Raw genomic sequence first — 24,106 nt, 5'->3', positions numbered from 1 at the left:
GTTTATCCTTTTTCTTCATAATCAAACAAAATGGAAAAACACTTCTACATACAAAAAATAAGTAACATTTTTAAATATAGCATTTATAAGGAAAAAGGTAAAACAATACTTACTTATTTATAAGTTTTCCTTGCCGCGAAATATATCAACGTTTCAACAAGCTAATTGATCAAAAAAGAACTTGCGAAACTCGCAAGTTCTCCTCCATATTAAGCGCTTTGGTTTCCTTCCATTTGCGTTTTATACATATCGTAATAGCGCCCACGCTTTTTCATTAATTCATCATGCGAACCTTTTTCCAAAATCGTTCCTCTATCAAGCACAATAATTTGATCGGCGCTCTTAATTGTTGAAAGACGATGAGCGATAATAAACGTCGTTCTTCCTTTCTTCACAACTTCTAGCGCTTGTTGAATCATCGCTTCTGTCTCTGTATCAATGCTAGAAGTCGCTTCATCTAAAATTAAAATCGCCGGATCAAAAGCAAGTGCCCTAGCAAACGATATAAGCTGTCGTTCTCCGGTTGAAAGTGTACTTCCTTTTTCCGTAATTTCTTCATCTATGTTGTTTGCAAACCTTTCAGCACCAACATCACGTAATGCTTTTACGATGCGATCTTTTGAAATTTTTTCATTTTCTAAGCTGACATTGGATGCCACTGTCCCGCTAAATAAAAACGGATCTTGCAATACAATTCCCATATGTTCACGAGTTGCTTGTTTCGGCATCTCTTTCACATCATGGCCATCAATCGTAAGCTTTCCTTTTTGAAACTCATAAAACTGAAAGAGCACATTCATGATGGAACTTTTTCCTGATCCAGTGTGCCCAACAAGTGCTACTGTTTCCCCTTGTTTCGCTTCAAAAGAAATATTTTTTAACACTTCGTCTTTTCCATTGTAAGAAAACGAAACATTATCGAATTTCACATTTCCGTTTAGGCGAGGCATACGTTCTTCTTCTACTGCCTCTCCTTTTTCCTCTAGCAATTCAAAGACACGTTCTGATGCAACGCGCGCTTGCTCTAAGTTCGCAAGCTGATTCACCATGTTCGTAATTGGCGAGAATAATCGTGTTAAATAATCAACGAACGCATACAGTACTCCAAGTGAAATAATGCCTGTAGCACTTAATGACGCACCGCCGAAATACCAAATCACACCTGTGAAAGCAATATTTCTTAATACAGACACTAAATTATGTGAAGTTGCTGCATTTAAATTTAAAATTTTATTTTGATATTTAAAATAATCACCATTGAGTTCTTCAAATTCCTTCTTCGTTTCACGCTCTTGACGAAATGCTTGAATAATTGGCATCCCTTGAATCGATTCATTCACTGTTCCGTTAATATCCGATAAACGCGAACGCATTTTATGATTGTATACAGACGCATACTTTCTATACATAATCGCCCAAATAATTAAAATTGGGATGATAAGTAAACATAGCGCCGCCAGTTTTACATCAAGTAAAAATAACGCAACGAAAATCCCGATAATATAAATAATACTGGAGATGAATGTCGCAAGTACTGTTACATATAAATCACGAATCGCTTCTGTATCATTCGTTACACGCGAAACAATTTTCCCTGCTGGTAAATGATCGAAATAACGAATTGGCAACGTTTGTATATGAGAAAAAACATCCTCCCTCATAATTTGAATAATTTTGTTTGCTGCTTTCTGTAAGAAGAACTGCTTTCCGTATGCAAATAATGATACGACTACTAATAAAGCGAAATATCCACCACCGAGTAGTAATAGTCGGTTTATTTCTGGTTTATAAAACGCAAATACTTCTTCTTTCGTTAAGGCTTTCGCTTTATACACTTGCACTGCCTTACCACTTTGTACTGTAAGCATATCGTCCTTAACAGAACGAGTTCCTTCAAGCGTTATTTTATTCGGTACAAAATAGTATTGAAAACCAACTTGAATAACTCGGACCTCTTTCCCTTTTTGCTCACCTTGTTCAAAGCGATCACTTCGCTTATAAAAGGCGCCATTATATGAAACTGCATCCTCACTCTTCTCTGTTTCATACCAAGGTCTCTCTATTCCAACTATATGCTCATCAATCATCGTTTTTGCGACGAAAGGACCCGCGAGTTCTGCAATGACGAAAACAAATAGCATCGCCATCGCTGCAAAGATCGGCCCCTTCACTCTCATCGCATATTGAAACAATCGTTTTGAAACACTCATATTTTCACCCCGCTATCCGCACTTTCACTTTCACCTTGTTGTCTGTCGAACTGCTCAGCATACCAGCCCCCATTTCGAACGAGCGCTTCATGCGAACCTTCTTCAATAACCTCACCTTTATCCATAACGAGAATCCAATCAGCATGCTGTACCGCTGACAAACGATGCGTTGTTATAATCGTCGTCTTCCCGCTTCTTTCAGTTCTTATGTTTTCAATAATTGCCGCTTCAGTACGAGCATCAACAGCTGATAAAGAATCGTCCAAAATTAAAATTTCCGGATTTTGAATAACAGCCCTCGCAATAGAAATCCTTTGCTTTTGCCCACCTGATAAAGAAACACCTTTCTCCCCAACAAGCGTTTCTAAACCTTCTGGTAAAAACTCTAAATCTTTTTTAAACGCAGCTATTTCAATCGCTTTTTCAAGTTCTTCTTCAGTCGCTTCTCTGTTTCCAAATAAAATATTTTCCTTCGCTGTTTTTGAGAACAAAATGTGTTCCTGAGGTACATACCCAATCCAGCCAAGTACGTTATCATTCGTAATTTTATCTAGCTTCACATCAGAAACCGCAATATCCCCTTCTCCAAGTGGATATTGACGAAGAAGCTGACGAACGAGCGTCGTTTTCCCGCTTCCTGTTTTCCCAACAACTCCAAGTGTCTCTCCTTGTTTTAATGAGAACGAAACATTTTTTAAATTTGTTTCAATTGATGAAGGATATGAAAAAGTAACGTTATCAAATTGAATGTAATCTGGCTCTTGTACAACCTTTGGATCTTTCGGATTCTTTACATCCGGTTCATAAGCTAACGTTTCATTCACACGATCTAACGAAGCATTTCCTCTTTGCATAACATTAATCAATTCACCAATTGCAAACATCGGCCAAATCATCATCCCTAAATAGACGTTAAAAGAAACGAGCTCACCGAGTGTCACCTTTGATTGGAATACGAGATATGCACCGTACACTAAACCAATTAAATAACTAAGACCGACGAGCATTTTCACAGTCGGCTGGAATAATGCATCGATTTTTGCTACTCTCATATTTTTCTCGTATACGTCATCTCCTAAATGATGAAACCTTTCTTGATCAGCATTCTCCTGTACATAGGCACGAATAACGCGTACACCCGCAATTGATTCAAGCACTTTATCGTTCATATCTCCGAACGCATCTTGCGCGACTGTAAATCGTTCATGCAATTTCTTTCCGTATCTATTCATCGCATACGCCATAATCGGAAGCGGTATAAGCGCAGCAAATGTTAACTGCCAACTTATTGTAAATCCCATCATAAAAACGATTGTAAGCATATATAGACTAGAATCAACGAGCGTTAATATACCAAAACCAGCTGTCATGGAGATTGCTTTTAAATCATTTGTCGCTCTCGCCATTAAATCGCCAGTACGGTTTTTTTGATAAAACGTTGGTGTCATCTTGAGTAAATGCCCCATAAATTTTGAACGCATCGTTTTCTCAAGTACGAACGCACCGCCAAATAGTTGGTGCTGCCAAATGAAAGTAAGCACATACCCACCAATCGTTACTCCAAGTAAAATAAAAATATATTGCATAATCGCCTCGTTCGTTAAGGCTCCTGTTTTAATATTATCAATTGTAATCCCTAACACTTTCGGAGGAATTACCTCTATCACGTTTACAATTAAAAGCACCCCAATTGCGATACTGTACCTTCTCCAATGCTCCCTAAAAAACCAGCTTAACTTTAGTAATACTGAAAACAATATAACCTCTCCTTTCTCGTTTTCGTTTGATTCACATTTCTTTATCCGCTATCCAAACCCATCACATTTACATTTCGTAAGCCATACAATTTCATCACATTTTTCCACCTTCCAAATATTTATTTTAAGTAACCATACAAAGTATGGAAACAAGGAAAATAAACAAAAAAAAGCATACCGCCGCTTGACGATATGCAAAAGAATGCATAAAAGCGTACGTTACGATATACGCAACGTACGCTTCTCATAAGACAAAAAGGTCCTATATATCCGCACGGGTTGCGTAATGATATGAATGTTTTCCACCGTTTAACAGAGCTAAGCCCATTACATTTACGATTACAATCATTACGCACACCCCCTTCATTTATTTTCCATTTATAATCTTACAACTTTATTGAGTATTCTGTCAATTATTTTTTTACATATAAAATTAAAATACACAATGAATCCATTTGAAATAAGAGAATCTTCTGTAAGAAAGGGCATACAAAATAAAAAAATAATAAGAAATCGTTTTCACAAACATTTCATTTGAAAAATATTATCAAACCACCTACAATCACCTTATACTCACTCTTACAAGTTGCTATTTTAGGAGGACTAATCATGACAACTAGCAATACGTACAAATTTTATTTAAACGGAGAATGGAGAGAAAGCTCTTCAGGTCAAACAATCGAAATTCCATCTCCATACTTACACGAAGTAATTGGTCAAGTACAAGCAATTACTCGTGGAGAAGTAGATGAAGCAATTGCATCTGCAAAAGAAGCTCAAAAATCATGGGCTGACGCTTCTCTACAAGATCGCGCAAAATACTTATATAAATGGGCTGATGAGCTCGTAAATATGCAAGATGAAATTGCCGATATCATTATGAAAGAAGTCGGTAAAGGATATAAAGATGCAAAAAAAGAAGTTGTTCGTACAGCTGACTTCATTCGTTACACGATTGAAGAAGCTCTTCATATGCACGGAGAAAGCATGATGGGCGATAGCTTCCCTGGCGGAACGAAATCTAAACTTGCGATTATCCAACGCGCACCACTTGGTGTTGTATTAGCGATCGCACCATTTAACTACCCAGTAAACTTATCTGCTGCAAAACTTGCACCAGCATTAATTATGGGTAACGCTGTTATTTTCAAACCAGCAACTCAAGGTGCAATTAGCGGTATTAAAATGGTTGAAGCACTTCATAAAGCTGGCCTTCCAAAAGGGCTTGTAAACGTAGCTACAGGACGCGGTTCGGTAATTGGTGACTACTTAGTAGAACACGAAGGCATTAATATGGTATCGTTCACAGGTGGTACAAACACAGGTAAACATTTAGCGAAAAAAGCTGCGATGATTCCACTTGTATTAGAACTTGGTGGTAAAGACCCTGGTATCGTTCGTGAAGATGCTGACTTACAAGATGCTGCAAACCATATCGTAAGCGGTGCATTCTCTTACTCTGGTCAACGTTGTACAGCTATTAAACGTGTACTTGTACACGAAAACGTAGCGGACGAGCTTGTTAGCTTATTAAAAGCGCAAGTAGCTGAGCTATCAGTTGGATCTCCAGAACAAGACAGCACAATCGTTCCATTAATAGACGACAAATCTGCTGACTTCGTTCAAGGTTTAGTTGACGACGCTGTTGAAAAAGGTGCAACGATCGTTATCGGTAACAAACGTGAGCGTAACTTAATTTACCCAACATTAATCGACCACGTAACAGAAGAAATGAAAGTTGCTTGGGAAGAGCCATTCGGCCCAATCCTTCCAATCATCCGTGTTTCTTCAGATGAACAAGCAATTGAAATTGCTAACAAATCAGAGTTCGGCTTGCAAGCAAGTGTCTTCACAAAAGACATTAACAAAGCATTTGCAATTGCTAACAAAATCGAAACTGGTTCTGTTCAAATTAACGGACGCACAGAGCGCGGCCCTGACCACTTCCCATTCATCGGTGTAAAAGGTTCAGGTATGGGCGCACAAGGTATTCGTAAGAGCCTTGAGTCTATGACACGCGAAAAAGTAACTGTATTAAACTTAGTTTAATCTTATATGTAGAAGCTGATCTAGTTTTAGATCAGCTTCTTTTTATACAATTTAGTTCACGAGTTGTTTTTCCATAGGTAAATTCACACATTCTACAGAAATTTGATACCCTAGCCATCGCTCAGCAATATGTTCAAATGATGAAACAGAGCCTGTCGTAAAAAATCGATGCTTTGGATTAAGATTGTCAGACAGAATTCCTTTGTGCTGTAAAATGGTGCTTAACTCTATCGCTGTTTCTTCTGCAGAACTAATAATCGTCACAGCCTCTCCTAACTCCTTTTTTATATAGGACTCTAACAGTGGATAATGCGTACACCCAAGAATTAACGTATCTATATCTTCTTTCGTTAATGGCAGTAAACCTTGTTTCACTTGCTGCATTACATATGCTGTGTCTTCTAATTGATTTTCTACAACTGTAGCTAAAGTCGGACATGCATGACTATGCACTTCCAAATATGTATCCAGCTCGTGTAATGCTTGTTCGTACATATTAGATTTTATCGTACCTACAGTTCCAATTACTCCAATTCTCCCTTTCTTTGTCACTTTAATTGCAGCTCTTGCTCCCGGATGTATAACGCCAATAACTGGAATAGAAAGTGCTTCTTGCAAATCAGTCAATGCAGCAGCTGCACCAGTATTACATGCTACCACTAAAGCTTTTAATGGAAACTGCTTGAGGAACTCAACCATTTCAAATATGAAAGATTGTACCTCCTCTACACTTCTTGGCCCATACGGACAACGCTCATTATCACCAATATAGTAAATGCTCTCTTTAGGCAATTGACGCATAATCTCACTCGCAACTGTTAATCCCCCAACTCCCGAATCTAACACACCTATTACTGAATGTTTATGACATGTAGACATATACTTCATCCCCTTTTCAATCATCTAGCGCTAATAACATTTATTATATTATGAAAATTCAATATTACATAATAATCCCTCTCCCTTTTAATCACAAACTCTTCTCTATAATCTGATTATTGCTATATCCATTGACGTATAAAAATTCATTTGTTACTCTTAAATACGTTAATTTAATATTTAAATCCTCATTCGTATCTCGGTGAGGTAGAGGTTGCAGTCATTAAGAGTATCATTTCAGGAGATGTAGTGGCATTGATGAAGAAATGAGAAAGGAATGATTGCCGAAGTAAGTCGTGTCCACCATGCACACTTGCTGGGTCTGCATTTAATAAGTGCAGAACTGTCACAAACGTTTCGTTTGTGGAGAGCTATCGAGAGGTATGTCGTGGGTTTCTTATAAGATAGAAAGCATGTAGCGGCAAATTACGTGCTTTTTTTGTTTTGTTTGGAACTTCTCTTCCCTAATCGGAAGACATACATATCTCCTCGCTTGACTTGGTTATACTAACTTTGGAGGTATTTTCTATGCAACAAAAAAAATGGGGCTTTTGGGTACTAACAGCTTTCGTTGTCGGTAACATGGTTGGCGCTGGTATTTTCATGGTGCCAAGTACGTTGGCACAAACAGCTAGCCCTCTCGGTGTTACTTTAGCTTGGTTAACAACAGGGTTTGGTGTTTTAATGCTAGCTCTTGTTTTCGGTAATTTAGCAATTCGTCGTCCTGATTTAACGACAGGACCACAAAGTCATGCATATGCTTTATTCTCATCACCAAAAAAGAAAAAAATGGCTGGTTTCAGCATAGTATGGGGATATTGGGTTGCAAACTGGGCAAGTAACGTTGCCATTATCACATCTTTTGCGGGATATTTATCGCTCTTCTTCCCGATTATGAAAGATACACGACTATTGTTTTCAATCGGCTCTTTCAATATAGAAGTTGGAAAACTAATTACATTTACTATTTGTTCTGTCTTACTATGGGGCACACATTTAATTTTAACAAACGGTGTAAACGGCGCTGGGAAATTAAACTTCCTTGCAACAACAACGAAAGTAACCGGATTCCTTCTATTCATCATTGTTACGTTATTTGCATTCGAAGCTTCAAAATTTGGGCAATGGTACACACCGATGATCGATAAAGAAGGCGTATCACATGGTCTCCTTTCACAAGTAAACTTAGCTGCTCTTACAACACTTTGGGCATTTATCGGGATTGAATCAGCCGTTCTTTTATCAAACCGAGCTACCTCTCCCAAAACGGTAAAACGTGCGACTGTTGCTGGTTTACTAATAACAGTTGCAATTTATTTAGGAATTACAATTTTAACAATGGGTGTACTTCACGTTGATAAATTACAAGCTTCTGAACGTCCATTAGCAGATGCATTAAACGCTGCAATGGGTCACGGCGGCGGGAAACTTATGGCATTACTTGCTCTTACTTCCCTATTCGGTTCCATATTAGGCTGGATTTTATTAAGCTCAGAAGTACCTTATCAAGCAGCAAAAGAAGGTTTCTTCCCTTCCTTCTTCGCAAAAACAAATAAAAAAGGAAGTCCAATTCATTCACTACGATTAACAAACATTATGTCGCAAGTGTTCTTATTCTCAACATTATCAGGAACCATTGCGGAAGCTTATACATTCGTTATTACCGTATCAACACTGGCCTATCTCATTCCATATCTCGTTTCACCAATCTTCCAGTTAAAACTAGTCGCAACTGGTGAAACGTATAAAAATGAAATGCGGGCAAGAATTACAGATGGCATAGTCGCAGTTATCGCACTTTGCTATGCACTATGGGTTATTAAAACAGGCGCATCCGATATTAAAACATTCCTTCTCGGAATTGGTCTATTCGTAATTGGCTTTGCCTTCTATCCATTAATGAATCGTGATCAGAAAAAAAATAAAGAAAAGAAAAACGAGCAAGTTGCGTAACGCAATTTGCTCGTTTTTTGCTTAATAAAACATATATAATAGAAAAAAGAGGTGAAAAACATGTCAATCGAATCACTATGGAGCTCTCGCTTTCAACAACATATTCAAAATGCCATCACATATTTTGCACGTATGATTAACGGTTTACTATATAGCTTCATCTTCGTCTCATGTGTAGGTGCATATTATTACGCCAAGTTTCTTAAAACGGATCCTTCTAAAGGAATATCTTTATTACTCATCACAATCGTACTTACACTCATTATAACGAGATGCCCAATTCGCACATTTATTCAAAAACCTGACGCCGTCTATTTACTAGCACTAGAAGAGAAATTAACATCCTATTTTAAAAAATCTCTTCTATATAATTACATCATTCAGCTTTTCCCGCTTATATTTACGTTCCTTATTATCGTACCTCTTGCCATGCAATCATTACAATTAACTGTACCTTTTTTATGTACAATCTTTATCATTTTAATGGTTATTAAAGGCTGGAACATATACATACATTGGGTATGGCGTGATAGTCATGAAAAAAACATATGGCTTATCATTCGTATTGCTTGTAACGCACTTATCATTTACATGCTGTTTTATGTTGCAAATATCATTGTGCTAGGCGGCTTACTATTACTTCTTGCTTTCCTACTTCTATATACGAAAAAACAACCTACAAAACGAATACCGTGGGATTACATAATCGAACAAGAAGAAAAATTGGACATACGCTTTTATCAATTCGCTAGCATCTTTACTGATGTGCCGCAACTAAAAAAACAAGTAAACAGCAGAAAATGGCTTACAAATTGGATCGAACCTTTACTACATAAAAAACGAGCAACGTTCTTCTATTTACATACACTAGCGTTTTTACGTGGTAATGATTATTTCGGTATATATATTCGCTTAGGGTTAATCGGTGCTTTCACCCTATATTTTGTTCCGAATATATACGTAAAAGGTGCTATCGCTTATGTCGTGCTATATATGATTTCTATGCAGCTTCGTTCTCTGTGGAAATATTTTTCGGGAAATATTATTGTAGCATTATATCCAATTACTATTGAAGAAAGAATGAATCAATTTCTCAGCTTAATTTTCATCTTAATAAGCATTCAATTAATCGTTTTTTCGGCTGTTGTACTTGTTGCTACAGGACAATTACTACATAGTTTGATCATTGTAGTAATTGGGATGCTCTGGATTAAATTTATTATCGTACCAAAAACGAAGAAGAGGATTTCTTCATTTTAACGAAAAAGAGGCTGCACATCACAGCCTCTTTTTTCGTCCCAAAATTTCTAATCACTTTTCATAGGCAGTTCTCATATAGTGAAAATGACTATATAATTCCTATCCATAAGTTAAATAATGATTTCGCACATACAAAATAAATAGATGGGAGCCCTATTATGAATACCAATCCAAATTTAGCTGAAGTTGATCCGTTTTAAAAATGATATAAAAAGCGCTTCTCATTATAACTGATTCGCTTTTTATATCATTTCACTTTATCCAATCTGAGAAACCTTCCCTTCATCTTGATATTTCTCTTTCCCTATCGCCTTCATAAATAATAAAATACTGCTTATACCAACAATAAAGTACAGAGCACTCATGCCCCAAGATGCAATAAATGAACCTAACATAACTCCTAATGCCCCGTTCATTTTTGCAAATTGAAAGACCATTCCGTTAATCGCCATATAAGAACCTCTTGCCTCATCCGGCACCATATCCGCCATAATAGATTGACGAACCGGCACATACATTATCTCTCCTACCGTTTGGAAAAGCCCAGCAATTAATAAGATCCATAAGCTATTGCTCGTTCCGAGTATTGTAAATCCAATTGTATAAATGAATAACCCTACATATAAGATTTTTAAATCGTTGAAGCTTTTCAGCATTTTAATAAGAAGCGCTGAACATAAAACAATTAAAATTGTATTCTCTGCTGAAATCCAGCTCAGCATTCGAATCCCCGTTAAATCAAACGTAAAATCATTACCGAAGAAAAAATGCACCGTTTCAAATTCTTTCTGCAAGCGTACTCCTAAGTAATTATTAATTTGAAACTCTAAAGATAATGTACATATACTTGCTGCACAAAAAATTAAAAACGCTTTATCTTTCATCACAACTTTATAACTATCTGCCATATCTTTTAATACATTTTTCTTCTCTACTGTTTTTCTTGCCACATACACTTCTTCCATATATACAGCCATCACATATAAAGTAATGATCGCAACAGCCGTTAATACGATAAACAATTGTAATCTATAATTTTCAAATAGTAACCCGCCAAATATTGCTCCAATCGCAATTGACAAGTTAATAGCCCAATAGTTAATACTGTACATCACTTTTCGATTTTCAGGTGTACTCACATCGATTAACATCGCTTCAGTCGCGGGATTCATAAGTCCAGATCCTAGGCTATTCACCAACATAAACAAAAATGTTAGCCACGGTGAATCTACATAATCTGAATTTGCAATTCCCATACAAGCAATGGAAATGACTTGTATACTTTGACCAATAATCATTACTTTTTTACGACCAAGTCGATCACCAACATATCCACCATATAAACCGATAATTAAAGAAGCTAACACATTGATGAGTAACAAAGCCCCAGCAAGTGCACTACCTAACTTGATTGAAAAATAAATCGCCATAAATGGAAAAATCATTGTGGACACAGTACGTGTTAAAAACGAAGTTATAATTCTAATTTTTATATTTCGATGCATGCTCCAAAATCCCATTGTTTCCCCCTCCTTATGTTTATTCATTTTACTTTGAAAAAGAGGAAGAAAAAGGTTAGAATATTCTAAAGAGTTTCCCCTTTTATTATAGAAGGAAGTGTATATATGAAAATTATGGACTATTACATTCGTTTAAGATTACATGTACAAGACCAACAACATATACGAAATAGCTTACAAGAATTAGCGGATGTTTTATATTGCAGTACGAAAAACGTGAAGATTTTATTAAAGAAAATGAATGAGGAGCAATTAATTAAGTGGACACCAGGGAGAGGTCGCGGGAATAAAACAGAAATTCTATTTATACATAGTTTCGTAGAAGCGATTGAATTCTATACAGATGAACTGTTAGCGCAAGAAAAATTAAAGGATATCTTTCTTCTTTTAAAAGAGCCACTGCCTCTCGCACTTCATAAAAACATTGAAGGTAAACTCCATCATCATTTTGGCTATGAACCTTCAAATGATATGTATGATATATTAAAAATCCCCATATCACGAAAAGTAATGCCACTAGATCCGGCTTTTGTGGCTGTCACAACAGAGAGCCATCTTACTAGTCAAATTTTTGATACGTTAGTCGTTTATAACGATGCTACCGAAAAAATGGAGCCGCACATTGCGCATACGTGGGAATTAAGTAAAGACCAGCTTACATGGACTTTCTATTTACGAAAAGATATACATTTTCATAATGAAGCGGTTTTAACTTCTAAAGATGTACAATTTTCATTTGAAAGACTAAAGCAAGTTCAATCTCCTTTCGAATGGTTAACAGAAGAAATTGTTCAAATTGAAACACCGTCACCACTACAAATTCGATTCCATTTAGCAAAACCGAATTTATTTTTCTTACATTATGTAAGTTCCATGCAACTCGCAATTTTACCGCGTGATGCAGCCATTCAAAATCATCACTACATAGGTACTGGACCTTTCAAACTTGCTCATTACTCTGAAGACAATATCATACTTGAAGCTTTCACCCATTATTTTAAAGAGCGAGCTTTACTAGACCGTATTGAGTTTTGGCGTATTCCAGATCATGTACAAATCGATGCTGATTATGAACTACCTAATGAAGAGGAAAATGAAAGGCATGATATACAAATAGAAGAAATAGGTTGTATTTATGCTAGCTTTAACTTTACAAAACCCGGTCCCCACCATGACATTTACTTTCGTAAAGCTTGGAGAGAAATATATGACGTTGAAACGATACTTCGTAACATAGAAGGCAGACGAACAATTGCTGCATCGAGCTTTTTCCCTGAAAGAAGTCGCCAAGTTCCTAAAAGGTCCTACTCTCTTGAAAAAGCGAAAGAGTATTTAAAAAAGAGCACATATAATGGAGAAACAATCCATATATACTTCTTCGCATTTAAAGATAGTGCAAACGACGCAAATTTCCTAAAAGAACGGTGTGAAAGTTTAGGTATACAATTAGAACTTCACCCCTTTCTCGTTTCAGATTATACGAATCGTTCTATCGATAAACACGCCGATATTATTTTAATGGGAGAAGTATTTGCTGCCGATCATGAAATTGCATTTTTAAATGTATTTAAAAATAAAAGCTGCTTCGTAAATCGTTTTATGGACCCGCACTATGAAAAACAAATTAACTGTTTGCTAGATACATTTTTACTAGAGGAAAATAAAGAAAAGCGTTATGAGCTCCTGTATGAGATTGAAGAGTTTTTACAAGCAGAACACATCATTTTATTTAACTATCACGTTTTAAAAAGAAAAACATATCCTTCTGCTTTAAAAAACGTAACAATTGATTCATTCGGTTGGGCGAATTTTGCGAAGTTATGGATACAGCCATCCCTGCGTTAAAATGCGAAGTTTTTTATAAAAGGAGACGAACTATGAAAAGCAACCTAGAAAAAAGGCTTTCCTATCTATACACAGGTGAGTTATTTTCAGTCATTACTTTTATTTTTACAAGTTACTTACTTAATTATGCTTATCCTACATTACATTTATATTCCCTATACTCTTTTTGGGTCTCATTTCTTCTTTTAGAGTTTCTCTTACTACAAGGGACGGTTTACTGGTACGTAAAGTGGAAACGACTAAAAAAAGAGCAAACATCTGTTACACCTATTGTGATTATTCAATATTTAAAAATGCTAAAAAAGATAAATATCGGATTGATTATCACAGGACTTATTATGTTTACTATTGATTTTGCAATTTGGTCTCCGCAATTACCTTTAGCTGGGCTATCATTTGCACTATTTGTTTATGTTTTTGCATTATTTGAGTATATTAACTATTATCATATTCAGCTTTCATATGATAACATCTCTGATATTAAATATTTGATAAAATCAAAAAAACTAAAACAGTCCTGTATAAGTAAAGATTTTCAACGTATTTCATGAAAGAGAAGGTACTACATCCTTAGTAGTACCTTCTTGCGCACAAAGATACAAACTATTATTTAATTACTCCATCTAAGTGATCTTTCAAGTTCAATAAATATTGCTCAATATCCGGATTCTTCACCACATCATAACAAGCAAAACTCTTTAACGGACTCATACCAAGAAACTTCTGCACGCGATGTAAATGACTAAGTGCTGATTCTAAACTTTCTCCTTCAAAGAACTTCGTCTTATCTCCGAATGCTTTTTCAGGTGCATTCCAAGTTGTAGAAAACATATGCTGCTTCCCGTTTAATAAACCACCTGTTCCGTATTCATCTGCACCTTTAAAGAACAAGCCATATTCATATACTTCATCCATATACGTTTTAAATAATCCCGGTACACTAAACCAGTAAATTGGTGTTTGATAAATCACAACATCGGCCCATAAAAACTTCTCTTGTTCTTCCTTAATACTATAGCCATCTTGAATCGTTGTTGTTTTCACATGATGATTCTCACTTAATACGGTTACCATATAATCTACTAACGTTCTATTTAATCGTCCTTCTTTCGTACCGTATTTTTCATGTCCATTTATAATAAAAATATTTTTCATCACTTTTCTCTCCCTTATATGATCTACTCTTCAGCTATTAAGCCGAGTTGCTGCTTCAGCGTAAGATTATCTTCTAAATGCCAATCTTCCGTTATCTTTCCGTCTTTCACATGCAAAATATCAATTGCAAAAAAATTGATTTTCTTATCATTATGCGTTCCTGTAAAAGAAAGACGAGCTGTTACTTTATCACCAACAACTAATAAGTCTTCAATCTCACAATGTATATTTGGAACGACTTTATGAAAATTTTGCGCCGCGAACTTTAATCCTTCAGTGCCTTGCGGACGACCTTTCGGTAATGTATTATCAAAGAAATTTTCCGTAACAGTCTGTGGAATAAGATCCTCTTTACCTGTATCCCAAAATGCATAAAAACGCTGCGCTGCATGCACGATTTCTGTCGCTTCCTTTTTATTTAGTGAAGGATCAATTGTCATTGCTTTTGGCTTTGGCATTTCTTTTAATAACTGGATTTCCGTTTTTTGTTCCCCGCTACATGCTACAAACACGATACAAATGACAAAAAAACTAAAGAACCCAAACAACTTTTTTATACTCATGGAAATCACCTCCTCCTCATACAAACCCTTTGTATTTCGTATTGCTATTGTATATGCACTAACTTCCTTTATGGAAGTAGTGATATTTTTTTCATATAGTTACCAAAAGTATAGTTTTGTGATACTATAAAGCAAATTCATCCGAAAAAATTTTATGGAGGCTAGTTCCATGAACAATATAGATCCAGTTAAATTAACGAAAGGTTTACCAGGCATACCTTGTCCTATCGCTAAAACTCTTGACGTAATTAGTACAAAATGGACGTTTTTAATCATTCGTGATCTTCTTATCGAAGGAACATTACGCTTTAGTGATTTACAAAAATCAATGGACGGTATTAGTCCGAAAACATTATCACTTCGACTAAAAGAATTAGAAGCACAAGGGATTATAACGAGAAAAGTATATCCAGAAGTTCCGCCGCGTGTAGAGTACACATTAACGGATAAAGGAAAGAAATTAGAAGGGATTTTTATTGAATTAAAACGGTTTGGATTAAGTTTATAAAACAAAAACCCCTTACCGTCGTAAGGGGTTTTATTACTTCGCGAAACTTTGAGCTAACTGCTTCTCTCTCCACATAAATGTAATGCCAAGACCAACTATTAAAACAACTCCTGAAAATGCATATGGATAATGAATATTTATATCAAATAATATTCCACCCATCGCCGGTCCTGCAATATTTCCTAAGCTCGTATACGTTGAGTTCATACCAGCAACGAATCCTTGCTCTTTTCCAGCTGATTTTGATAAAAATGTCGTTAAAGCTGGACGAAGTAAATCAAATGCTAAGAAAATAAAACAAGTAACGAGAAGTACAATCCAATAATTAAAGACTACAGTTGAAACGAATGCTAACACTGCTCCTACAACTAAACATATTTGAATTAATACTTTCTCACCGAACATGTCTACCAATTTTCCAAACATAAATACTTGCACAACTACCCCAAAGATTGAGCTAATTGTAATAATGGCAGCAATATCTTTCGGCGCGAAACCAAATTTATGATCAGAGAACAGGCTAAACACAGTTTCATATGCTGATAATCCAAATGCGAGTACAAATACAATAATAAATGCGATTGCATACATTGGATTTAATGATTTCTTTAAATCCCCGATAAAACTTGATTCTTTCGTATTAGCGGAAATCTCTGCAAGTTCTTCTTTCGTTAACGGCTCTTTCAAAATAAATATAGAAATCACGCATGCGACAAAAGCAATCACTGCTGCCACAAAGAATGGTACACGTATACCGTATTCTGCAATAAAGCCACCGATTCCAGGCCCTATAATAAACCCGGTACTAATAGCCGCTGAAAGATATCCCATCGCCTTTGGACGTTCCTGAATAGATGTAATATCAGCAACATATGCCGTAACACCCGGCATAATAAATGCAGCACTAATTCCACCTAACACCCTCGCTGCATAAAGCATCCACACATCTTTTCCTAATCCAAAAAGAAGCTCTGAAACACCAAAAATAAATAATCCAATGATTATCATTTTCTTCCTACCGTAAAGATCGACCCAACGACCCGTAATAGGTGAAGTAATAAGCTGAGCCATTGCAAATACTGCAACGAGATAGCCCATCGTCTTTCCTGTTAAATTCATATCATTCATAAAGGATGGCATAACCGGAATGATTAATCCAATCCCTAAAAAAGCGATAAATATATTACTCAAAAGAATGATCAATACCATCTTTTGTTCTTTTATCGATTTCTTCACTTTTTAACACCTCTTCCTGTAAGTTCCTCTCAAAAATAATGCCCAAGAAACTTTTTCTTTATCCTGCTCTTTGCGGGCTAATAATGAATGAAGATGCCCTTCCACACATACATAAATACACGGTGAATGATTATCATTCAGTTTTTCATAGAAATGAACCTACCTTTTTAAGATAGGTTCACCTAACTGTTTTATCCCTATTAGTGTGGGCTAATAATCAGCGGGGAATGCCCCCACCGATTAAAGTTTCACTTATTTCTTTATATGTAGTGCATGTGTTAAAAAATCTAGTACTTCTGCCTTTTGTAGCTCGACTTGCTCATCATCTTTATGATCATATAAATAAACTTGTTCCGCTGCTGATTCAACAAGAGCGATAAATAGCTTTGCTGTTCTTTCTGCGTGAACCGAATCGCGAATTTCACCTGATTCTTTTGCCTCACTTAAAAATTCACTTAGCCATATATAAAGAGGCTCATATACAGCTTCCCATTCTTTTATATGTTCAGTAGATGCAAGGCCCGCATACATTAATGCTTGTATTTCACGATATTCAGCTATAAAATTAAACACTGCATCTATTACCTGCTCAACTTTACTTGAAAAAGGTGCATCGTTCTGTACTTTTTCTTTCACTGCAAGTATCATCTTCTCAACCATCACTTCTGCTATTGCAGGCATAACAGATAACTTAGAAGGAAAATATAAATAGAAAGTTCCTTGCGCAATACCAGCCAACTTCACAATATCAGAAATCTTCGTCTTTTCAACGCCCTTTTCCTGAAACACTTCAATAGCCGCAAAGACAATTTTCTCTTTTTTATTCATCATTTAAACCCTTTCACACACATATTGAATGACTGTCACTCATTTTATAAAATAACTAGCTGTACTGTCAATTATAGTGCACTTTTCATAATAAAAATCTCCCAACAAATCGTTAGGAGATAAAGTGAAATTATATCTTTAAGAAAGAGCCTTTAATCCAGTCACTCCGCATACAATAAGAGCCACACTGATAATACGTGCCTTACTTTTCGATTCACCAAACAGGAACATATTCAATAAAACTGCGCCTGCTGTTCCAATGCCAATCCAAACCGCATAAGCCACACTTACTTGTAAGAACAAGAAAGATGTGTATAAAAATGCGAAGGAAGTTGCAAATCCACCTATATAAATCGCCCCATTTGCTAACGTCTTATCTTTACTATACATTTTAAGGCCTATCACACCGACTATTTCACTAATTGCAGCACAAAATACGAAAAACCAACCCATTTTTAAGCAGCTCCTTCCATAGTTTCTTCCACCGTCTCTGCTTTATTATCAGCCAATTTTAAACCGATAACGCCTGCTACAACCATCACAATGAAGAATAATTTTCCTAAACTAAAACTTCCACCGAAAAGAAAAACATCCATTAAGAAAGTCCCTACAGTACCAGCCCCAGCAAACACCGCATATACTGTCCCTGTCGCAAGATGTTCACACGCTTTAGAAAGGAAATGAAAATCAACAGCGATAACTCCTACAATAATGACCCAATGCCACCAAGTATGAGCTGTATTAAAACCAAACACCCAAAAAACTTCAAAAATACATGTTAATATGACATATAACCAAGATTTATTTTTCATATCTCTCACCTTCTATTATTAAATGACTGACCATCAGTCATTTTTAATTAAAAAAATATAATCTCACGCTAACTACTATTTAAAAACTCAATATCATCCTCATTTATCCTTATATTTGTTCCGTTATTAAGCTAGCTACATATAAAAGTTGCTTATCTGCACTCTTTCACAAAAAATGACTGAATGTCATTCATAAATATTCTACATGACCAATTGATAACGTGTCAACAGCGAATTTTCATGCTGAATAAGGACAAAAGAAACAAAAATCCCCTCATCATATACATGTGAAGGGAGATTATAAAAAAATTTCAACTTGGCTGTATATTTTTCAATACTCTGTCAATAATGGTAGTAACAAAATATTTTCTCCATTCCCCCTTGGAGATCCCTTTGAATCGAGCAGTTGCTTTTAGCTAACTGCTCTTTTTTAATTTATCGGCACATTATAATAAAATACTCATAGATAAATTCCAAAACAAAGACCTGTACTCCCTTTTCAATATGCAACAAAGAACGAAATATTTTGTACGCTATTTACTTTCCAACGAGTCTTTGTATGCAATAATTTTATTTTCAAGCATCTTCTCTGTAATTACTAAGTTTTCTCTTTGAGTTTGAATAGATTTCCTATGATCTTCTAACAATTGCAAACGAGCCCCGGTTGTATGTTCACCTTCTGTATATAATCTAGCATATTCTCTTATTTTCGCTATCGGCATTTGTGTTTGTTTTAACTTCATTACAAACTGCAACCACTTTATATGTGACTCTTCATACAGTCTATTCCCATTTGCATCGCGATTTGCAATTAATATATTTTCCTTTTCATAATAACGTAATGTATGTGTGCTCACTCCTAATAATTTAGCTACCTCGCTAATTGTGTACATACTCAAACTCCTCCGCATGCCATTTATTCTCATATATTTTACTGCTTTATCAAATTTATCCCGCTATTTGCGAGCAGTAAAACTCCCACCTCAAAATTCGGCTGGAGCAAAGAAGCAAGGTGGGAGTCGGGCTGCTCGTAAACGCCCGATTGGTGAAGGCTAATAATCAGTGGGGGATGAACAAAACCCCCACTGATTAAAGTTTCACTTTATAAAAAAACATTTGACTTAGAGTATACTCTAACAAATACAATCTAACCATAATAATTAGTTTGAATTTAGGAGGATTTTATATGAAATATACTGTTATTACTGGTGCTAGTTCAGGGATCGGCTATGAATCAGCTTTAGCCTTTGCATCTCGCGGAAAAAACTTAATACTTGTAGCTCGAAGACAAGCAGAATTAGAAGAATTAAAATTGAAAATTAACGAAATGAATCCGAAATTGGATGTTGTCATTCGAAAAACTGATTTATCCGTCACAGAAGAAGTTTATAAACTTTATGAAAGTCTACAAAGTTTTCAAATTGAAACGTGGATTAACAACGCAGGTTTTGGTAATTTCGCCTCAATTGCTGAACAAAATTTAAACAAGATAGAAACGATGTTGCATGTAAATATAGAAGCACTAACTATACTCTCTTCTCTTTTCGTTCGAGATTATTCAATGGTTGATGGAACACAGCTTATCAACGTTTCATCGGGCGGTGGATACACGATTGTTGCCAATGCTGTTACTTACTGTGCTACGAAATTTTATGTAAGTGCATTTACAGAAGGACTATCTCACGAACTGAAAGAACAAGGTGCAAAACTACAAGCAAAAGTTTTAGCTCCTGCTGCAACTGAAACAGAGTTTGCAAAACGTTCATTTAATATTGATGAGTTCCAATACGATAATGTTGTACCGAAATTCCACACTGCAAAACAAATGGCACAATTTATGCTCGACCTTTATGATAACGATAAAGTTGTAGGAATTGTCGACGGTTTTACGTATAACTATGAACTTAGAGATCCACTTTATAATTTTGCCGTGAGACAAACGAATTCAAATTCTTAATAACACTCTCATTTCTTATTGAAATATAGATGCCCACTATTATTTACATAATAGTGGGCTCTTTTTCTCTATAAAATTTTCACCCAACATACCGAACCATCGCCACCTCATCACAATAATCAACCTTTGGACAATGTCTACAATCAATCCATACTTTCTCTGGCAATGCTTCTTTATTTACAAAATCAAATCCACACTTTTGAAAAAATACTGTTTCATACGTTAAGGAAATCACTCTTTTTACATTTATTTTCGTAGCTTCCTCCATCACATGATTTACGAGCATGCGCCCTATCCCTTTCCCTGCATATGTATGCGAAACTACTAATGACCGGATTTCTGCAAGGTCTTCCCCTAATACATGCAATCCAGCAACTCCAACAATTTCCCCGTCTTCTTTCATAACATATAAACATTGCAAATATTGATAGAGAGACAAAAGAGAACGCGGTAAAACAACTCCCTCTTTTGCGTAAATTTCAATGAGATTATAAATTTCTTTCACATCACTTGTGACTGCATTAAAGATTTTCATATTCTATCCCCTTGCCTCTGGTATTAATATTTATCCCGCATTAACGGGCAGTAAAACTCCCACCTCAAAATTCGGCTGGAGCAAAGAAATTAGGTGAGGGATCAACTGCCCGTAAACGCCCGATTGGTGAAGGCTAATAATCAGTGGGGGATGAACAAAACCCCCACTGATTAAAGTTTCACTTTATAACATTAAATGAATTTTAATTCATAATTTTATATAATAATACATCTCTCTTTTATCCCCGTCAATCACTTTTCTGAATATTACACAAACAAAAAACCAAGCAATCTAATCGATGCTCGGTTCCTCATTTCGTATCGGTAATACCGTCGAATATTTAATTTCACGAAGTGCTAAACTCGTCTGTATACGTGTAATACCAAGCTTATTCAGCTTTCTAATAAAATGCTCCAGTTCCTTACGATCACGATTTGCAACTTTTAATAAATAATCGTACTCTCCTGTTAAACAGTGACATTCTAACACTTCAGGCATAGATTCTAATTCTCGTTCTAACACTTCAAGCTTTTCATACTGATGAATATTCGTGCTCATAAAAATAAAGCAAAGTAAATCAAAACCTAACTTTTCTTGGTTCAAAATTGCCACTTGCTTATCAATAAACCCTTCCCCATCTAATCTTTTTATTCGTGCATGCATCGCAGCTGGTGATAAATTAACGCGGCGTGCAAGTTCCGCATTACTTACTTGCGACTCCTTTTGCAGTATATCTAAAATTTGTATATCCAAATCATCTAACACTTTAATAACAGATGACTCCATTATAATTCCCCCTTTTTTCTTACCGATGATTATTCAAAGAAACATCTCATAATCCATATAAAACTGAATGTTTTTCCGCAAATAATACTTCTAACAAAACATTTTATCGAGTTTTTATCATTATACAAAAGAATATATTACACAATAAAGAAAAATGCTAAAATTATTTACAATTCATATTGATTACAACAAAGGGGATTTTAACATGCCTTATTTTTACGTCTTTTTACTATTATTAACGAGCTTACTATGGGGAGGGAATTTCGTCGTTGGGAAATCGCTCGTTGATCATGCATCACCAATGACACTGACAAATTTAAGATGGATGATTGCGATTGTTTGTTTATTACCGATGGTATGGTTTAAAGAAAAGAAAATTATTCCGCCGCGCGCTGCAATACTTCCGTTAATACTGATGGGAATTTCAGGGGTCGTTCTTTTTAACATCTTTCAATTTTTAGCACTAGAAAAAACATCCGCAACGAATGTAGGTCTTATTTCTACATTGAACGCTATTTCGATTGCATTATTTTCTGTGCTATTTCTAAAAGAAAAAGTAAATACACTTCAAATTCTTTCTATGATTCTTTCATTTTTCGGGGTCATCCTTGTTCTTTTGAAAGGAAATTTCGCTCTATTATTTTCACTACATTTTAATAGCGGAGATTTATGGATGATGGCGGCAGTATGTATTTGGGGGATATATTCTGTTTGTAGTAAATGGGCGACAAAAACAGTTACACCACTAATGGCGACGTTATATTCTGGCATTTTTGGCGTCATTTTATTGCTTCCATTTAACATAGGCAACTTCACTGTTTCCAATATTAATTCTTCCTTCATAACATCACTTTTATATACAGGACTCGTTTCAACAGTCCTTTGTATGGTATTTTGGAACATTGGTGTACAAAAATTAGGAGCTACTACATCGGGTATCTTTCTAAATTTCAATCCGATTTTTACAGCTATCCTAGCCTTTATTTTCCTCGGAGAAGAACTAACATGGATTCAAATTTTCGGGACAATTATCGTCGTGACAGGATGTTATTTATTTTCTCATTTTAAAACCGTTGCTGTTCAGCCAACTAGAGCTTTAGTGCGAAAGCATTCTTAATGAAAAAACATCGCCACCAGAGTGGCGATGTTTTTATTTACCTTTCATTTCTTTCACATACTGTTTTTCTTCTTCTGGCGATAAGCGTTCTGTTGCCTTTCCGGTATCACCACCTTGAATTTCCCACAAAAAGTTATGCTCCTCAACCGTTTGTGAAAAGTCTCCTTTCTCCCAACGCTCCAAAGTAGAAAGTAGCTTTGATTTATATTTAAAATTAGTACTGCTTTCTACTGCGTTCTTCGCACTACTAATTTCCTTATTTGTCATTTCGATAAATCCCCATTTCTCAGAGGATTTCACTTTTTGATGTACCATCCTATGCATTGTAGAAATAATTTCATCTTCACTAACTTGTGGCTTCTCTTCCTTAACTTTCTTCCCCTGTTGATCCATTACTTTTTGTGATTTAAGACTCTTCTCCTCTTCCTCAATATAATTAAGAAGTTTAGTAACACCGAATACAGCTCCTATCGCAATTACAATCATTGTAATTGTCCCTATTATCCATTTTTTCATATTATGTACTCCCCATTTCCCTAATAATCACATAAACAAATGGAATCGCCTGCGCACAGTCGATTCCATTTGTTTCCTTATTTCATTTTAAACCTTCATCGCTTCTCGTACAATATAACTGTCCACATATTGCTTGAATTTTACGATTTTTCCATTTTCAAGCCCCCATACGTGAACGAAATCCGCTTCAAATGATTTTCCCGTTTCTTTATAAACTCCTGAATAAACACCTTCAGCAATGATCACATCTTTTCCGTTTACTTCATGATACGTATTTACACTCGCTTTATAATTATCCCATTCTGATCCTAAACGGCTAAATACATTTTCCATTACTGCTTCTACACCAATATACGTTCCACCGTACGGAAAACCGTCTGCCTCTGTCCACTCTACTTTTTCAGAGAGAGCTTCCGCTAAATGTTTTGCATTTGAAGAAGCTGATCCTTCATACGTGCTTCGAATAATTTCTAAATTTGATTTAAGCATGTTACTTCCTCCTGCTTTCATATTCCTTTAAACTTTACACAAGATGTAACTAATATAGTTACATCTTGTGTAAAAAATATCGGTATCATTTTATACCTAACTAACTCGATGTAATCATTATAGTTACACGA

23 protein-coding genes and 1 riboswitch are annotated in these 24,106 nt (G+C 35.7%); of the genes, 8 read left to right on the top strand and 15 right to left on the bottom strand.

The features are described from left to right. Nucleotides 1-209 precede the first annotated feature (209 nt). Nucleotides 210-2,210 carry an ABC transporter ATP-binding protein gene (locus QUF93_RS06715; protein WP_289358232.1) on the bottom strand — a complete coding sequence of 667 codons (2,001 nt, stop codon included), beginning with the start codon at nt 2,208-2,210 and terminating at the stop codon, nt 210-212. Continuing rightward, nucleotides 2,207-3,967, bottom strand: coding sequence for an ABC transporter ATP-binding protein (locus QUF93_RS06710; RefSeq protein WP_289358231.1), 1,761 nt, complete (start codon nt 3,965-3,967; stop codon nt 2,207-2,209). The genes QUF93_RS06715 and QUF93_RS06710 overlap by 4 nt, the downstream gene beginning before the upstream one ends. Before the next feature lie 609 nt (nt 3,968-4,576). Here QUF93_RS06710 and gapN point away from each other — a divergent pair. Next, entirely contained in the window at nt 4,577-6,016 is a 1,440-nt protein-coding gene (gene gapN / locus QUF93_RS06705; protein ID WP_289358230.1) for an NADP-dependent glyceraldehyde-3-phosphate dehydrogenase, read from the top strand. 51 nt (nt 6,017-6,067) lie between these two features. On the opposite strand, the gene racE is transcribed toward gapN, so the two are convergent. Then, nucleotides 6,068-6,895, bottom strand: coding sequence for a glutamate racemase (gene racE, locus QUF93_RS06700; protein ID WP_289358229.1), 828 nt, complete (start codon nt 6,893-6,895; stop codon nt 6,068-6,070). Nucleotides 6,896-7,095: 200 nt separating this feature from the next. Continuing rightward, nucleotides 7,096-7,277, top strand: a riboswitch (Lysine riboswitch). Between the two features lie 146 nt (nt 7,278-7,423). Between racE and QUF93_RS06695 the strand changes: the two genes are divergently transcribed. Both QUF93_RS06695 and QUF93_RS06690 read left to right on the top strand, forming a co-directional pair. Next, a complete protein-coding gene (locus tag QUF93_RS06695; protein ID WP_289358228.1) occupies nt 7,424-8,848 on the top strand; it encodes an amino acid permease in 1,425 nt (474 codons plus the stop codon). A 60-nt stretch (nt 8,849-8,908) separates the two neighbouring features. Next, nucleotides 8,909-10,108 (top strand): ABC transporter permease, encoded by a 1,200-nt coding sequence (locus QUF93_RS06690; protein ID WP_289358227.1) that lies wholly within the window; start codon nt 8,909-8,911, stop codon nt 10,106-10,108. A 257-nt stretch (nt 10,109-10,365) separates the two neighbouring features. Here QUF93_RS06690 and QUF93_RS06685 read toward each other — a convergent pair whose 3' ends face one another. After that, on the bottom strand, nt 10,366-11,628 hold the full coding sequence (locus tag QUF93_RS06685) for an MDR family MFS transporter (protein ID WP_289358226.1): 1,263 nt from the start codon (nt 11,626-11,628) through the stop codon (nt 10,366-10,368). Between the two features lie 105 nt (nt 11,629-11,733). Between QUF93_RS06685 and QUF93_RS06680 the strand changes: the two genes are divergently transcribed. Next, nucleotides 11,734-13,473: an SgrR family transcriptional regulator gene (locus QUF93_RS06680; RefSeq protein WP_289358225.1), complete on the top strand. Its 1,740-nt coding sequence runs from the start codon at nt 11,734-11,736 to the stop codon at nt 13,471-13,473. A gap of 32 nt (nt 13,474-13,505) precedes the next feature. Next, entirely contained in the window at nt 13,506-14,024 is a 519-nt protein-coding gene (locus QUF93_RS06675; protein WP_289358224.1) for a general stress protein, read from the top strand. Nucleotides 14,025-14,079: 55 nt separating this feature from the next. On the opposite strand, the gene QUF93_RS06670 is transcribed toward QUF93_RS06675, so the two are convergent. Both QUF93_RS06670 and QUF93_RS06665 read right to left on the bottom strand, forming a co-directional pair. Further along, nucleotides 14,080-14,628: an NAD(P)H-dependent oxidoreductase gene (locus QUF93_RS06670; protein WP_289358223.1), complete on the bottom strand. Its 549-nt coding sequence runs from the start codon at nt 14,626-14,628 to the stop codon at nt 14,080-14,082. 23 nt (nt 14,629-14,651) lie between these two features. Continuing rightward, nucleotides 14,652-15,191: an ester cyclase gene (locus tag QUF93_RS06665; RefSeq protein ID WP_289358222.1), complete on the bottom strand. Its 540-nt coding sequence runs from the start codon at nt 15,189-15,191 to the stop codon at nt 14,652-14,654. Between the two features lie 169 nt (nt 15,192-15,360). On the opposite strand from QUF93_RS06665, the gene QUF93_RS06660 reads away from it, so the two are divergent. Next, on the top strand, nt 15,361-15,699 hold the full coding sequence (locus QUF93_RS06660) for a winged helix-turn-helix transcriptional regulator (protein WP_289358221.1): 339 nt from the start codon (nt 15,361-15,363) through the stop codon (nt 15,697-15,699). Nucleotides 15,700-15,732: 33 nt separating this feature from the next. Here QUF93_RS06660 and QUF93_RS06655 read toward each other — a convergent pair whose 3' ends face one another. The 5 genes from QUF93_RS06655 to QUF93_RS06635 form a co-directional block, all read right to left on the bottom strand. Beyond that, a complete protein-coding gene (locus tag QUF93_RS06655; protein WP_289358220.1) occupies nt 15,733-16,935 on the bottom strand; it encodes an MFS transporter in 1,203 nt (400 codons plus the stop codon). Nucleotides 16,936-17,187: 252 nt separating this feature from the next. After that, complete coding sequence (locus QUF93_RS06650) at nt 17,188-17,766, bottom strand: TetR/AcrR family transcriptional regulator (protein ID WP_002116480.1); 579 nt, start codon at nt 17,764-17,766, stop codon at nt 17,188-17,190. 135 nt (nt 17,767-17,901) lie between these two features. Beyond that, entirely contained in the window at nt 17,902-18,216 is a 315-nt protein-coding gene (locus tag QUF93_RS06645) for a DMT family transporter (protein ID WP_000539670.1), read from the bottom strand. Nucleotides 18,217-18,218: 2 nt separating this feature from the next. Beyond that, complete coding sequence (locus QUF93_RS06640) at nt 18,219-18,575, bottom strand: DMT family transporter (protein ID WP_128283168.1); 357 nt, start codon at nt 18,573-18,575, stop codon at nt 18,219-18,221. Nucleotides 18,576-19,108: 533 nt separating this feature from the next. Continuing rightward, nucleotides 19,109-19,468 (bottom strand): MerR family transcriptional regulator, encoded by a 360-nt coding sequence (locus tag QUF93_RS06635; RefSeq protein ID WP_289358219.1) that lies wholly within the window; start codon nt 19,466-19,468, stop codon nt 19,109-19,111. Between the two features lie 293 nt (nt 19,469-19,761). Here QUF93_RS06635 and QUF93_RS06630 point away from each other — a divergent pair, with 293 nt between their 5' ends. Next, complete coding sequence (locus QUF93_RS06630) at nt 19,762-20,532, top strand: SDR family NAD(P)-dependent oxidoreductase (RefSeq protein ID WP_289358218.1); 771 nt, start codon at nt 19,762-19,764, stop codon at nt 20,530-20,532. A 79-nt stretch (nt 20,533-20,611) separates the two neighbouring features. Here the strand turns inward: QUF93_RS06630 and QUF93_RS06625 are convergent, their stop codons facing one another. Then, on the bottom strand, nt 20,612-21,067 hold the full coding sequence (locus QUF93_RS06625; protein ID WP_002116468.1) for an N-acetyltransferase: 456 nt from the start codon (nt 21,065-21,067) through the stop codon (nt 20,612-20,614). Nucleotides 21,068-21,358: 291 nt separating this feature from the next. Beyond that, nucleotides 21,359-21,853 carry an Lrp/AsnC family transcriptional regulator gene (locus QUF93_RS06620; RefSeq protein ID WP_289358217.1) on the bottom strand — a complete coding sequence of 165 codons (495 nt, stop codon included), beginning with the start codon at nt 21,851-21,853 and terminating at the stop codon, nt 21,359-21,361. 205 nt (nt 21,854-22,058) lie between these two features. Here QUF93_RS06620 and QUF93_RS06615 point away from each other — a divergent pair, with 205 nt between their 5' ends. Beyond that, nucleotides 22,059-22,970, top strand: coding sequence for a DMT family transporter (locus QUF93_RS06615; protein WP_289358216.1), 912 nt, complete (start codon nt 22,059-22,061; stop codon nt 22,968-22,970). Between the two features lie 33 nt (nt 22,971-23,003). Here QUF93_RS06615 and QUF93_RS06610 read toward each other — a convergent pair whose 3' ends face one another. Both QUF93_RS06610 and QUF93_RS06605 read right to left on the bottom strand, forming a co-directional pair. Next, nucleotides 23,004-23,486: a PRK06770 family protein gene (locus QUF93_RS06610; RefSeq protein WP_002116463.1), complete on the bottom strand. Its 483-nt coding sequence runs from the start codon at nt 23,484-23,486 to the stop codon at nt 23,004-23,006. Between the two features lie 87 nt (nt 23,487-23,573). Further along, entirely contained in the window at nt 23,574-23,975 is a 402-nt protein-coding gene (locus tag QUF93_RS06605) for a nuclear transport factor 2 family protein (protein ID WP_088057630.1), read from the bottom strand. Between the last annotated feature and the right edge of the window lie 131 nt (nt 23,976-24,106).

The organism is Bacillus hominis (assembly GCF_030348325.1).
In the GTDB taxonomy this organism is placed as follows: Bacteria; Bacillota; Bacilli; order Bacillales; family Bacillaceae_G; genus Bacillus_A; species Bacillus_A hominis.
Note: the sequence above shows the minus strand (reverse complement) of the source record. Positions and strands in the feature narration are given on the sequence as shown.